Raw genomic sequence first — 14,124 nt, forward strand, 5'->3', positions numbered from 1 at the left:
AGATTATGGAAAATATTGAAACAAATGAAAATTATCATTTTTCGTTTAAGTTTAAAAATTCATTACCTTGGTTGATTCCTGTTTTCTTGATAGTTTTTTGGCAAGTTGCTTGCAATCTCTCGTGGGTCAATGAGACCTTGTTACCATCTCCAATTGATGTTGTAACAAATGGTATTAAGCTTTTTAAGAAGGGTGAACTTCAAGAAAATATGAGTATTAGTCTTTATCGTGCAACTGCCGGTCTTCTGATTGGTGGTGGACTAGGGTTCATTCTAGGTTTTATAAATGGAGTTTCACGTAGGGCAAGATTATTGTTTGACAGCACTATTCAAATGTTGCGTAATATCCCACATTTAGCATTGATTCCCTTGATTATTTTATGGCTTGGAATTGGTGAATCTGCCAAAATATCATTGGTTGCATTAGGGTGTCTCTTCCCGATGTATATCAATACCTACCATGGAATTACATCAGTCGATCCTAAGCTAATTGAGATGGGAAAATCTTATGAATTGAGTAAAAAGGATCTGTTTATCAAGGTTATTTTTCCTGGAGCTCTTCCAACTATTTTGATGGGTGTTAGATATGCACTTGGTGTAATGTGGACGACCTTGATTGTTGCTGAAACAATTTCTGCAAGTTCTGGTATAGGTTATATGTCAACGAACGCCGAACAGTTCATGGATATGAAGACGATTGTTTTATGTATTTTAATCTATGCCCTATTGGGAAAATTATCTGATTTTATCGCTAAAAACTTAGAAGACATCTTCTTAGAATGGCGTGCAATTGAAAGGAGGAATACAGATGCCTCAGAAACTTCTGGAGATAAGTAAAGTCGGTAAGTCGTACGGCAACAGTGTTATTTTGAGTGATGCTAACCTAGTCATTAATGAAGGTGAATTTATTGCACTAGTCGGAATGAGTGGTGGCGGTAAAAGTACGCTATTGCGAATGTTGGCCGGCTTAGAAGAGACATCTGCCGGTTCCATTATTCAAGATGGTAATAAGATTCATGGGTTAAACAAAGAAGCTCGTGTAATGTTCCAAGAAGATCGCTTGCTCCCATGGATGAATGTCATAGATAACGTTTTGCTGGATAAAAAGGGTAAACAAGCAGTTAGCGAGGCTACCGAACTACTGGAACAAGTAGAATTAGAGCAGTATGCTAAGCAATTTCCTTCTCAATTATCAGGTGGACAAAGACAGCGTGTTGCTTTGGCACGCGCGCTAATGTCACATCCACGCCTGCTTCTGTTGGATGAGCCATTAGGAGCACTTGATGCACTAACAAGGACTAAAATGCAGGACTTGATTAGAAAAGTTTGTCAGGATAAGGCGATTACAACTTTTTTGGTAACACATGATATTAATGAAGCTGTGAGAATGGCTGATCGTATCGCCATAATCAAGAATGGAACAATCTGGCGAATCGTTGATAATCCATATCGTGGCAAAGAAAGCCTTATCGATAAGGAAAAAGAAGTTGAAATCTCTGAAGAGATTCTTGCCGAAATTTTGGATTAAATGAATAAGGTAGTTTGGACTGATTATTTTTTGAAATACAACAAAGTAATTAGTATTTAATTAAGTATTGCAGTTTTAAATTGAATTTAGATAATCATAAAAAGACTTGATTTACGGTTAAATCCGTTGAAATCAAGCCTTTTTCGTCTTATTATAAGCACCAATTATAGAGCACTAACACCACCATCGACATTAATTATTTGACCGGTCATAAAATTATTCGTTATTAAATAAAGATATGCCGAAGCAACTTCAGTGATTTTTGCCGTGCGCTTCAAAGGGATGCTTGTGGCAATCGATTGCTCTTGTTGCTGTAGTTCTGCGGGTGAGAGGCCGCGCCACAATCCAGTTGCTGTCCAGGTTGGAGCAACTGCGTTAACGCGCTTATGTTCGGATGCCACTTCAATGGCTAACCCTTTAACTAACAAGTCAATAGCATGGTTACCAACGATTGCACCCGATGCTGTACTTGGGTGACCGCCTGTTCCTGAGGTGAAAGTTAGTGATCCGTCTTCATTTAGGTGTGACATAGCTAGTTGTGCAAGTTGGAGATTGGCGAAGAACTTGCCTTCTATTACTTTTCGAATCTCTGTTAGAGAATTGTCTAAAAAACCTCCACCCATTGCACTCCCGAGAGTTGAAACAATGTGATCAAATGATTTATGATTTGCAAAAAAGTTAGCCAACTGCTTTTGATCAGTAGCGTCTAGAGCAGTGCCATTTAAGCTTGAAGTGGAGCATGGTTGAGTGTTGGTAGTGATTAACTCTTTTACATGTGACTTGCTGCGGCCGATTACACTGACATGCGCACCTTGTTTCAAACATTGGAGAGCTACTTCCTTACCAAAACCGGATGTTCCACCTACGATTAAAATTCTTTTATTTTTCAATTCCATGTTCTAATCCCCCTTTATTCAGAGTGATTGTACATAACAAGGCAATGACTCCGAAAATCATTAACAAGGTAAAACCTAATTGACTACCACTTGTGATTCCAACATGTACGCTACCACTGCTTTTTTCTTGAAGACTGATAATCGTCGACATGATAGCAGTTCCTATTGAACCGGCATATTGCTGACTCATACTGAATAATGAGTTCTGGTCGGCCTTTAATGACTGTGGGGTGGCCTTGCTTGCATCTGACATTGTATTCCCAAAACCTGTGTTGAATCCTAGACGAGTGATTATGAAGACTAAACCGATTATTATGACTGAGAACTTACTAACGAAGCCGGCAAACAGTAACATTCCACCAACCACCAAGAAATTACTAAGGAGTAGAGGTCGTCTTGCTCCAACGCGGTCATACCATTTACCAGCAAATGGGGCACTAAGCGATCCTAGCAGCGACCCAGGTAGAAGAATTAAACCAGCAATCAATGAGTTGACCAACAATACATTTTCAGCAAAGATGGGAATTACGAAAGAAAGTGAGATGTTGATCATTTGAAGTATAAAGTAGTTGACGAGACGGAACATTAGATATTTGTTTTTAAAAAGAGCAGGATTAAATAAAACATTTTTACTTCGCTGTTCATGTCTAATAAAGAAGTACATAGAAATAAGGCAAAGCAGTAAAAGAATGATTGCCACGCTTAAATGCACACTTAGTTGTTGGACACCGAATTCAAGCAGTATTAAGAACAAGGACAAGGCTAGAAAACCGCTATAATCAAATTTAACCTTTGCATGAAGCGGACGATTTTCTAAGGTAACTAATCCGATAATTAGGGCAATTAAAACTAACAATAGACTAGTGCTAAAAATTGCACGCCATGACAAATAATGATTCATGATTCCGCCAAAAGTTGGACCAAGTGCGGGTGCAAGTGAAATTAGCATTGCGGCAATTCCCGTATATGTTCCCCAATACGCCATCGGAATTTCGGAAAAAATCACTGAAAACATTAGTGGTGTACTAATTCCGGTTCCACTGGCCTGCAGCAAACGACCAATCATGAGAATACTGAAATTGGGTGCGCTGAAACACAACAATTCACCAATTACTGCCAAACTAGCGCTCAGTATAAAAAGTTGACGTCTTCTAAGACGTTTCAACAAATAAGAAGTTGCTCCCATAACCAAAGTAACCATTAATAGGTATCCAGTAGTTAACCACTGAATCGTGCTAAGCGACTCATTAAAGGTTTTCATTAAGGTTGGAAATGTGACATTCATGGAGGTTTCGACTAAGATACCAACAAAAGTTAGGATTCCCACCGCTCCAAGTGATAAATTGATTTTGCTATTAACGTTCTTCATTAATGATTAATCTCCCTACGTTTTTATGTTTTTCAGTATTTTAAACAAAAAAAGGGCTATGCGATTTTTGCTCCGCAAGCCCAAAGTACTCAGTACTGTTAAGTATAAAGGATATTAACCTTTTTTTCAATGAAAATTCTTCGATGATGGGGACTGGATCAAGGGCTAAGTTTTACCGACTGATGGTGAACACTCTTGTTAAAAAGAGTGAAGCAACGACAATGAATTAAGTGATACTACTTTTGCGACTATTACCAGTCTTAACTGGAATTGATTTTCAAATTCAGCTTTTTATACTGAAAGATAGAGGAGATGATAGATGTGAGTGAAGAGTTATGGGACTTACGTAAAGTGTTAGCTGAAATCAAGAATAATCCAACTGATTATCATGAAACTGATGAATTGATTGATCCAAATGCTGAATTATCTGGTGTTTATCGCTACATTGGAGCTGGTGGAACAGTTGAAAGGCCAACACAAGAAGGTCCGACAATGATGTTTAATAATGTAAAAGGCTTTCCTGATGCCCGTGTTTTGATGGGACTTCAGGCTAGCCGCAGGCGCGTTGGAAGAATCTTCCACCAGGACTATAAAACGTTAGGGCACTTTTTGAATAAAGCGGTGTTGAATCCAATTTCACCGGTAACTGTCAGCGAAGAGGATGCACCTGTTCATGAAGTAGTCCATAAGGCGACTGATTCAGATTTTGATTTACGCAAATTGGTGGCAGCGCCAACCAATACACCATACGATGCTGGTCCATACATCACAATCGGAGTCGTATTAGGCTCAAGCATGGACAAGTCGATGAGCGACGTGACGATTCATCGTATGGTAATCGAAGACAAGGACACACTAGGGGTATATATTATGCCTGGTGGTCGTCATATTGGAGCTTTCGCTGAAGAATATGAGAAAGCAGACAAACCGATGCCAATTACGATTAATATTGGACTTGACCCAGCAATTACCATTGGTGCAACTTTTGAACCACCTACTACTCCATTAGGATACAATGAGTTAGATATCGCTGGAGCGATTCGTAATCAACCAGTTCAGCTTGTACGGGGTCTAACAGTTGATGAAAAAGCAATCGCGCGCTCAGAATATACGTTGGAAGGTTATATTGTACCAAATGAGCGGATCCAAGAAGATATTAACACACATACTGGTAAAGCAATGCCGGAATTTCCAGGATACGATGGAGATGCTAATCCCGCATTGCAGATTATTAAGGTTACGGCCGTCACTCATCGTAGGATCACCCAATCATGCAGAGTGTAATTGGGCCAAGTGAAGAACATGTCAGCATGGCAGGTATACCAACCGAAGCAAGTATTCTGCAATTAACAGACAAAGCTATCCCAGGAAAAGTCCTGAATGTATACAACCCGCCAGCAGGTGGTGGTAAATTGATGACTATCATGCAGATTCACAAAGAAAATGAAGCTGACGAAGGCATTCAACGCCAGGCAGCATTGTTAGCATTCTCTGCCTTTAAGGAATTAAAGACAGTCTTCTTGGTTGATGAAGACGTTGATATTTTTGATATGAATGACGTTGTTTGGACAATTAATACTCGTTTTCAGGCTGACAAAGACCTTATGGTTTTATCCGGTATGCGTAATCACCCACTTGATCCATCTGAACGTCCAGAGTATGACCCAAAGTCAATTCGTTTCCGTGGAATGAGCTCCAAACTTGTAGTTGATGGCACAGTGCCATTTGATATGAAGGCACAATTTGAGCGTGCACAATTCATGAAAGTTAAAGACTGGGAGAAATATCTAAAATAGTGTAATAAAATGGAGGAACAGGAATGAAACGGCTTGTCGTTGGTGTTACAGGTGCATCTGGGAGTGTCTATGCAATCGACTTATTAAAAAAATTGCAGCAGATTCCGACGGTGGAAGTTCACTTAGTAATGAGTATGTGGGCTCAAAAGAATATTGCGATTGAGACTGAGTATAAATTGTCTGATATTCAAAAATTAGCTGAATTTAACTACAAAGCTCAAGACTTAGGTGCAGCAATTGCAAGTGGTTCCTTTTTAACCGATGGAATGATTATTGTTCCAGCCAGTATGAAAACAGTTGCTGGAATTGCATCAGGATACAGCGATGATTTGATTATGCGTGCAGCTGACGTAACCCTTAAAGAGCAGCGCAAATTAGTGCTGGTTCCCCGCGAAACACCACTCAGTCCGATTCATTTGGAGAATCTTACTAAGTTAGCACGTTTAGGTGTTCAGATTATTCCGCCAATTCCGGCATTCTATGGAAGGCCAACCACAATTCAGGATTTATTGGATCATCAATCGATGAAATTGTTGGATGCTTTTCAGATTGAAAATAATTTTAGAAAGCGCTGGACTGGTGATTAAGAACAGGAGATACTTTGATCTAACTAAAAGGAAAGCTACAGTTTGATTTGATGTCAAGATGGTAGGTATTCAGATTGTTTAATCAACTAGCAATTTAGAAAGCGTCGAAATAATAACTAAACTTCAGTATAAGAAAAGAGCGTATCAGCCAGTTTGGAAAATAGGTTGATATAACGCTCATTTTTTAGATGTTTTCTTGTTCAGATGTTATTTTATATTGGAAGAGCTGTCTTAACTGTTTTGCAAATTCACCGATTGACGTCAGGCGCGTTGCCTTGGGGTAGACAAATTGCTGTTGGCTGTATATCGGAGGAGAAAAAGATCTCATTTCAAAAGCTGGAGTGACAAAGGGTTCTGCAGATTTTTTAAAAAGAAATGTTGCCCGCTGACTATGATTGATCATTTCAATGATTGTTTCAATATGTGCACTTTCAAAAAAGACGTGTGGCTCAATTCCACAAGATTTAAAACGAGTGATTACTGGTTCGTAAACACCGGATCCCTTTAGAAGAGTAACCAATTCCAAGTTGGCAAGATCTTGCGGCTTGAGTTTAGCTTTTCGTGTCAGCGGATGAGAAGCTGGAACTACAACCACTAGTTCGTCATTTACTAGCGGAATTTTGTGGTACAGTGAGTCTTGCAACAGATTTGACTGAGTATCACGCAGGATGCTCGCATCGATTTTTCCTTCAGTCAAAGAAGAGAGCAAATTAACGCCTTCATTTTCAATGATGTGAAAGTTGAAACTAGGATGTTTTTGTTTGAACTGTCCAATCAGTTGAGTAATCCCATACTGTGCTAAAACGGGTATAATTCCAAGTTTAATAACACCAGTATTCATCTTGCGATAGTCATTTAGGTCAAGCTGAAGTTTATCATACCTTAATATGGCTTCCTTAGCATATTGATAAAATAGATCACCTGCTTCAGTAATTACTAGTTGACGTCTATTTTCGGTATTGATCAATTGGATTTGCAAGTCACATTGGAGTGCTTTCATTCTTTTGGAAAGCGCCGCCTGCGTCATATTAAGCTCTAAAGCAGCACTAGAAATGCTTCGCAAATGGTATACGGCTATAAATGACTGCAAATCACTAATGTTCATGACAATAATTACCTCCAATTCAGTTAGTATTTAGTCAATTGTTTAAAAATAAGAAAGGATGCATGGTATGCAATCACATTTTACAACAAGTGAGACCTCAGCCGGATACACGATTACTGCAAAAGTAACATTAATCAATCGCGATTTAATGATTGTAGTTACTGGAGGTGACTTTGATCATATAGGTACTATCACTACTATAGCCTCAAACATGCAATTACAAACAATTCGTTTTCCAAGTCACGACGGCCGCCTTCATCAGGATCATTATATTTCAGAGAGGATCGCATCAGGACTTAAAGAGATTCTGCCAGGTAACTGTGTTGTTAGTGCTGGAGTTCATGTCAATCAAATTAGCAAACATCAGATTGCGGTCGCAGTTCCAATGGCAGTAAAATTGGTTCAACAAATAAAAGATTGGCTGCAGCATCAGCCATTACCGACAGCACAACCGCAGTATTATCAAGGAGCGCAACATCCACAATAAATATGCAAATAGGTATGCAATGCAATAGTACAGATATAGTACAGATACTTTAAAATATGCTAATTTACAGCTGTATCCCTATTTACGAATTATGAAAGATTTGATCAATCATATTTTTTTCATTTTTTTAATTTCGTCTTCATCTGGGGTAACATAGAGAGTTTGTTGACCTTCATAGATTACAAAACCTGGTTTTGCGCCGTTGGGTTTGCGGATATTTTTTACCTCAACGTAATCGACAGGTACATTCCCAGAAGAGCGCGCTTTCGAATAGTAGGCTGCTAGTTCAGCTGCTTCGAGGAGTGTTTGTTCACCTGGCTGACTATTGTGAATGATTACATGTGAACCATGTATGTTCTTTGCATGAAGCCAGATATCCTTTTTCTGCGCCATTTTTAATGTCAAACGGTCATTTTGCAGATTATTTTTACCAACCGATATTTTTATCCCTTCACTAGAATAAAATGTATCAGGTTGGCCAAGCTTGTTTTTCCTGACTTTGCCGCTTTTATTTTGTTTTTGTGCTCGTAAATAGCCTTCTTGTTGCAACTCTACTTTAATATCAGGCAAATCTTGGGGATCCGCCAACTCAAGCTGTGTTTCAATTTCTTCAAGGTAATTTATTTCTGCCTTAGTTATTTTTATTTGATTTGTTACATATTCAACTGCATTTTTTAATTTTTGATACTTCTTAAAATATTTCTGCGCATTCTGAGAAGGGGATAGTTGATTTGAAAGAGCTATCTTGACTGGTTTTTCGCTATCATAGTAATTGGGTAATTCTATTTCGGTCATTCCACGCTTTACTTGAAAAAGATAAGTGGTTAACAGTTCACCCTTAACGCGCAAGATATCTGCTTTTTGTGTAGAGTCCATTGTCTGCTGCAGTTTTTTTAATTTCTTACGATTTTTCTGCAAGTTGACTTTAATAACATGAAATAATTGTGATCCTTGCTGCTGTACGCGATCACTAGTAGCTTTCTTTTGATAGAACTTATCTAGTAAAACACTCAATGATTCAGCATTTTCTACTTTTGAGTCATCATATTTAAAGAAAGTGAAAAAGGCTTTATTTTCCTCAACGATATTGGGAGTAGGGCAATCAGCCTGTTTCAAGGCTTGATCCCAGTTAGTGGATAAATCATCACCAACATCGTGCAATCGGTCTGCTAGATATAGAGCATGTTCGGTTGCGATTCCCTGATAATTTTTTTGTAATTGCTTAGCTAGGATCTCGCGGTTAGGGAATTGCTGTACGAGTTCTAAATATTTCTTAGACTTATCTGTAAAAGGGTTTAACAAATCCTGTTTCGGTGGTTGAATATATGTTGCACCTGGAAGTAAGGTTCTGAAACGATTCTGGCTGGGTCCAATATGCTTAATTGTATCCAGTATTTTGTTCTCGGCCTGATTAATCAAAAGTACATTACTGTAACGACCCATAATCTCAATACTTAATAATAATGGCAGTTCATCACCTAACTCGTTACGTGTAGTGAAACTGAAATAAGCAACACGATCATTATCAAGTTGACTAATTTCAGTAATCTTTGCATTCTCAAGATATTTTCTAAGTGTCATTGTAAAGTTAGTTGGAACTGGAGGATTATTGTAAGGAATTTGTGTAATTTGAATACGGGCATAATTAGGATGTGCCGATAATAAAAGCGGATGGTTTTGTCGCTGGGACCTAATTGTCAAGATAATTTCATTAGGGAAAGGCTGCGATATTTTTGTTACACGTCCGCCTATAATTTTACTTCTTAATTCGGCAATCATCGCATGGGTAAATAGTCCATCAAATGGCATGCTGACAACTCGCTTTCGTAACTGATTTTTACTGTATCTAATTGTACCGTTTAACTGCATAAAGAGCAAAAATAGTTTTTTTATTTAAATAAGATATGTAATCAATGTGTTGTACTTGCTATTATTATGCAAGTAATTCATAATGATTAATGTGATTTGCATAATGCATATTAAACTTTTACTTGGAGGGATTCTTTTGAAAAGCTGTTTAGATAGCCTGATTGATCTTCAACGTCAGTATAGAGAGAAGCTTGTTGCTTTATCACAAAAAAATGGATTAACGATTGCAGAGTGGCAATTACTTTTGAAAATTGTCGAGGGAGCCTCAACCCAAGAAAAGTTGGCTAAATTAACACAACTTAATGTTTCTACATTGAGCAGACAATTGGCTAAATTACTCTCAAAAGAGTTTGTAGTCAAGGAGTCACAAGAAAATGAGCAGGGGCGACGTTTTTTTGCATATACCAGTACATTTAGTGGGTTGGATGCCATAGCGGCTATGAAGAAAGATATTGCACAGTATAGCGAACAACTTTTTTCACATTGGTCTGAAGAGGAACAAAATCTGTTACAGATTCTGCTTAATAGGTTGAGCAAAAGTATGGAGCGAGTGTAGCGACTTTTCACGTGTGGTTATTTAGTAGTCGCGTTTTTTTTAATGTGTTATGATACCATGGTATAACAAAAAGCAAAGAAGTAGGTGTACATCTATGAAAATCGCTGTTGTGACAGACAGTACCGCATATTTAACAGATAAACAAATTGCGGATAATAATATTCATGTAATTCCAATTCCGGTCATTATTGATAATGAAGTGTACAAGGAAGGGGTAGATATTTCTACAGAGGAGTTCTATGAAAAACTTAAGAAATCTAAAACGTTTCCCAGTACCTCTCAACCCGCTATCGGTGAATTGATTACATTTTATGAGAACTTAGGAAAACAAGGATATGACGCTGTTATCAGTATACATTTGGCCTCAACAATTTCTGGTTTTTATCAAACGTTAAAGAATGTAGCAAGTGAGGTCAAGGGGATAAAGGTCTATCCTTTTGATTCGCAAATTACCGTAATGCTTATGGGTAATCTTGCCTTAAAGGCAGCCAGAATGGCAAAAGCTGGTGCCAGTGTCGAGGAAATATTTACTGAATTAGAGGCATTAAGAAAAACAATGAACGAATGCTTTATTGTTGATGATTTGCAAAACTTGGTTCGTGGAGGACGATTGTCGAATGCCACAGCATTTATAGGGAGTGTGTTGAAGATAAAACCGCTTTTGACTTTTGACAATGATTCTCATAAGATTGTTGCTTTTGACAAAGTTCGTTCAATGAAGAAGGCACTCAAGCGAGCTGAAAAAATTTTTGAGGATGAGAAGAAGAGGGTTGATTATCCCCTTAGATTGATTGTTATTCATGCAAATGATTTGAGTGCTGCAGAATCATGGAAAGAAGAACTTTCTCAAAAATATCCAGATTGTCAAATTGATTTAAGCTACTTCGGACCCGTGGTAGGTACTCACCTTGGAGAAAAGGCGATTGCGCTGGCCTGGATGAGAGATATAGATAAATAATAGAACTGCTATTATAATTTATAATTGAGAAATTGGCTGAAACTCTATAGTTTATCAGCTTTTTTTTCTGAAATGTTTTCTAATCGAAGAGGTGTTGTTTTATGAAAAAAATTGATTTAGGTCTTAAAGCTAGTTCGCAACGTGAACAACTCAGAAATCGGTTAAGTTATAAGCCAAATGTTTTTGAATTTTATACTGATGAAAATAATTTTACAACGGAAGGTATAAAAAGACTCACAGAGGCAATATTACAGGTAAAAGAACATGGTGTTAAAGATATAATTTTACACCACCCAATGAGGTACCGAGGTGAATATACAGAATTAGTTGCACCTGAAAGTCAGTTTAAAGAACTAAACTATTTTATAGATTTTAGTACTAATCAGTTGTTGCAGCTATCCTTTGATTATGGACTTCAGACGCTTCTGCATGGCTCATATTCTAGACATACTGAAAAGATGATTGCTTTATATCCGTCATTTTCGGAAGCGAGAGATGTTGTCTACCAAAAACTTGATAAATTTGCAGCCCTTGGACAATCTCACATTATGTTTGAAAATTCGCTATCGCGATTATTTTATTATGGGTTTGAAGACGAAGATAACTTCATTTTAAATAAAAATTATCGTTTAGCCTTTGATCTTAGCCACTGTTTTATAAAAGTTAATGCAGATAACGCCAAATTGTGTGCTAGTTTAAAGAGACTTAAACCTAATGTAGTGCATTATCACCTGGTTGATTCAATGGGATTAACTCATGATAGCTTGCCACTGGGTGAAGGGAAGATCAATTGGGAAAATGTTTTACCGCTATTGAATGAAAAAGCCTCGAGTATCTTCGAAATAAAATTGGCTGATGAAAATATAGCAACAGAACAAATTGCTAGTTATCGATATTTAACTGATATTTATGCCAAACTGAATAAAAGAGCTTAAAATTGGTTTAAAAAAGAATACTTCTCTTTCATTTACCTACTCAACGTATATAATTTTAGATGGTAAGCAATATACTAATTGGAAGTTAATTTATTCGTTTGAGGGAGATGAGTGTTTGAATAAATTTTTGAATATAACTGTTGGGGGACTAGGTCTTTTGTACGTTCTAAATGATACTTACTTTAGACTACTGGTTAAGTTCTATCTTCATAGGGGATATTCTTCTGCGAATGCGGAAAAAATAGCTAATAGCACTAATATTTTTTCAATTATAATTATTTTGACAATACTGTTGGTAATATTTGGGGTACTAGCAGTTATAAGCAACATGGTTTACTTTATGCGAGGTAACTTTATTTTCAAGCTCTTCCTGAATTGTGTTGCAATGTCGATGCCATTTCTTTATGTGAGAAATATCTGGTTTAGTATTTATGAGCTGTTTTTTTGTGGCATTTTTATCTACTATATCTGGTCTTTAAAAAAAAGTACTTTGAATAATAGCAGGCGTTTACTGCCACAAAATCGTGTTATTAAATAAGTTAATGGGTGATCTTAAAAGAATAACCTTAAGGAGATTAAAAATTTGAAGATTTTCAAAGAAATATTTAGTTGGATATTGCCAATCATTGTCGGTTTGTTAATTGCATTGATTGTTAAACAATTTTGGTTCGGCATTGTCAAGGTTGACGGAACATCTATGTATCCAACATTACAAAATGATGAACGGGTAATGATGCTTAAGCAAGCTAAGATTAAACACAATACTGTCATTGTTTTCAATGCATATGGAGTCGATAAAAATAACCAGGCCGTAACAAAATCAACTAAATATGTTAAACGTGTAATTGGTATGCCAGGAGACAAAGTTGAATATAGGAGCAATGGTCAACTCTACATTAATGGCAAAAAAATGTCACAGGGCTATATCTCTAAAGCACAAAGAACGACTGGAACATTGACTCTGGTTTTAAAAGAAGCAAAGGGTGTTGAACTTGGGACAGGTAATTCCTTCACAGTTCCTAAGGGAAAGTACTTTGTTTTGGGTGATAATCGCAAGGATTCTAATGATAGCCGTTACTATGGTTTTGTTCCTAAAAGTAAAGTCGATGGTGTCATAAAAGTTCCTTTCTGGAATTCAAAAAAATCACTAGTAAACTCATATTCAAGTAATTAATGATAAATTTAAAAAAACAGCCATGGTATTAGATTGACGTGGCTGGTTTTGTGTATTTGAAACAACGTTATTTATATATTTATAAAGGAAGATAAAATATAATGACACACAAAATAGCTCTTCTTTCAGATGTTCATGGAAATCAAACAGCATTAGAGTCTGTCTTAGCAGATGTAAGAAAAAATAATATTGATGAATGTTGGTTCCTAGGTGATTTAATTATGCCAGGTCCAGGTGGTAAAAAGTTATTTGAGATGCTTGAGGCAAGTAATACTACAGTTTATATTCGTGGTAATTGGGACGATTGTTTGCTTGAAGTCCTTAATCCAGATGTTTATATTGATATAAACGATGCATCTGATGTGTATGTTGGAATCTTAAGCAAGTATCTCTATGAAAACATTGATCATAATGACATTGAAAAAATCAAATCTTTTAAATCTTGTAGTCAAAATAAAATTGAGAATCTCTTAATCAGCATTTCCCATAATTTACCTACAAAAAATTATGGGACGTCACTCATGACAATTGCTAAACAAGAAAATTTTAATAAGTTATTTGCATCAGAAGACATTGATATTGCAGTCTATGGACATATTCACTCACAGTTATTGCGTTACAGCGATACAGGTCAATTAATAGTCAATCCAGGAACAATCGGACAACCATTTTCAAGGCGTGGGAAGTTTCTAAAAGATAGAAGAGCACAGTATGCTATTTTAGAGATAGATGAGAATGGACTTGTAAATCTAGAATTTAGGCGTGTCTCATATGATATAGATCAAGAACTAGCAATAGCAAGAGATAATAAGAGAGCGTAAAATATCTTGTGTAAATGCATAAAAGATTTCTGAATTGTATAGAA

At 36.8% G+C, this 14,124-nt stretch carries 14 protein-coding genes and 1 pseudogene; 11 read left to right on the forward strand and 4 right to left on the reverse strand.

The features are described from left to right. Positions 1-5 precede the first annotated feature (5 nt). Positions 6-836, forward strand: coding sequence for an ABC transporter permease subunit (locus IV36_RS05750; RefSeq protein ID WP_056991225.1), 831 nt, complete (start codon positions 6-8; stop codon positions 834-836). After that, entirely contained in the window at positions 808-1,527 is a 720-nt protein-coding gene (locus IV36_RS05755; protein ID WP_056991226.1) for an ABC transporter ATP-binding protein, read from the forward strand. Before IV36_RS05750 ends, IV36_RS05755 begins: the two co-directional genes overlap by 29 nt. A 164-nt stretch (positions 1,528-1,691) precedes the next feature. Here the strand turns inward: IV36_RS05755 and IV36_RS05760 are convergent, their stop codons facing one another. Further along, a complete protein-coding gene (locus IV36_RS05760; RefSeq protein ID WP_056991227.1) occupies positions 1,692-2,423 on the reverse strand; it encodes an SDR family oxidoreductase in 732 nt (243 codons plus the stop codon). Further along, the gene (locus IV36_RS05765) at positions 2,407-3,792 is read right to left on the reverse strand and encodes an MFS transporter (RefSeq protein WP_056991228.1); all 1,386 of its coding nucleotides are present in this window, start codon (positions 3,790-3,792) and stop codon (positions 2,407-2,409) included. The genes IV36_RS05760 and IV36_RS05765 overlap by 17 nt, the downstream gene beginning before the upstream one ends. A 321-nt stretch (positions 3,793-4,113) precedes the next feature. Here IV36_RS05765 and IV36_RS05770 point away from each other — a divergent pair. Continuing rightward, positions 4,114-5,588: pseudogene (locus IV36_RS05770) on the forward strand (UbiD family decarboxylase). 23 nt (positions 5,589-5,611) lie between these two features. Then, positions 5,612-6,175 carry a UbiX family flavin prenyltransferase gene (locus IV36_RS05775; protein ID WP_056991229.1) on the forward strand — a complete coding sequence of 188 codons (564 nt, stop codon included), beginning with the start codon at positions 5,612-5,614 and terminating at the stop codon, positions 6,173-6,175. Between the two features lie 184 nt (positions 6,176-6,359). On the opposite strand, the gene IV36_RS05780 is transcribed toward IV36_RS05775, so the two are convergent. After that, positions 6,360-7,280, reverse strand: coding sequence for a LysR family transcriptional regulator (locus IV36_RS05780; protein ID WP_056991230.1), 921 nt, complete (start codon positions 7,278-7,280; stop codon positions 6,360-6,362). Positions 7,281-7,347: 67 nt separating this feature from the next. On the opposite strand from IV36_RS05780, the gene lpdD reads away from it, so the two are divergent. After that, positions 7,348-7,767, forward strand: coding sequence for a prenylated flavin chaperone LpdD (lpdD, locus tag IV36_RS05785; protein ID WP_056991231.1), 420 nt, complete (start codon positions 7,348-7,350; stop codon positions 7,765-7,767). Between the two features lie 108 nt (positions 7,768-7,875). Here the strand turns inward: lpdD and IV36_RS05790 are convergent, their stop codons facing one another. Beyond that, positions 7,876-9,576 (reverse strand): Rqc2 family fibronectin-binding protein, encoded by a 1,701-nt coding sequence (locus tag IV36_RS05790; RefSeq protein ID WP_056991232.1) that lies wholly within the window; start codon positions 9,574-9,576, stop codon positions 7,876-7,878. 196 nt (positions 9,577-9,772) lie between these two features. Here IV36_RS05790 and IV36_RS05795 point away from each other — a divergent pair, with 196 nt between their 5' ends. From IV36_RS05795 to IV36_RS05820, 6 genes are all read left to right on the forward strand, one after another. After that, positions 9,773-10,192 (forward strand): MarR family winged helix-turn-helix transcriptional regulator, encoded by a 420-nt coding sequence (locus IV36_RS05795; RefSeq protein ID WP_056991233.1) that lies wholly within the window; start codon positions 9,773-9,775, stop codon positions 10,190-10,192. A gap of 94 nt (positions 10,193-10,286) precedes the next feature. Then, positions 10,287-11,150 carry a DegV family protein gene (locus IV36_RS05800; protein WP_056991234.1) on the forward strand — a complete coding sequence of 288 codons (864 nt, stop codon included), beginning with the start codon at positions 10,287-10,289 and terminating at the stop codon, positions 11,148-11,150. 101 nt (positions 11,151-11,251) lie between these two features. Then, entirely contained in the window at positions 11,252-12,085 is an 834-nt protein-coding gene (locus tag IV36_RS05805; RefSeq protein ID WP_056991235.1) for a TIM barrel protein, read from the forward strand. A gap of 115 nt (positions 12,086-12,200) precedes the next feature. Then, positions 12,201-12,623, forward strand: coding sequence for a hypothetical protein (locus IV36_RS05810; RefSeq protein WP_003689768.1), 423 nt, complete (start codon positions 12,201-12,203; stop codon positions 12,621-12,623). 45 nt (positions 12,624-12,668) lie between these two features. Beyond that, positions 12,669-13,259 carry a signal peptidase I gene (gene lepB, locus IV36_RS05815; RefSeq protein WP_003689767.1) on the forward strand — a complete coding sequence of 197 codons (591 nt, stop codon included), beginning with the start codon at positions 12,669-12,671 and terminating at the stop codon, positions 13,257-13,259. Between the two features lie 101 nt (positions 13,260-13,360). After that, positions 13,361-14,080, forward strand: a complete 720-nt coding sequence (locus tag IV36_RS05820; protein ID WP_056991236.1) for a metallophosphoesterase family protein — start codon at positions 13,361-13,363, stop codon at positions 14,078-14,080. Positions 14,081-14,124 lie beyond the last annotated feature (44 nt).

It is taken from the genome of Liquorilactobacillus mali (assembly GCF_001437155.1).
Lineage (GTDB): Bacteria > Bacillota > Bacilli > Lactobacillales > Lactobacillaceae > Liquorilactobacillus > Liquorilactobacillus mali_A.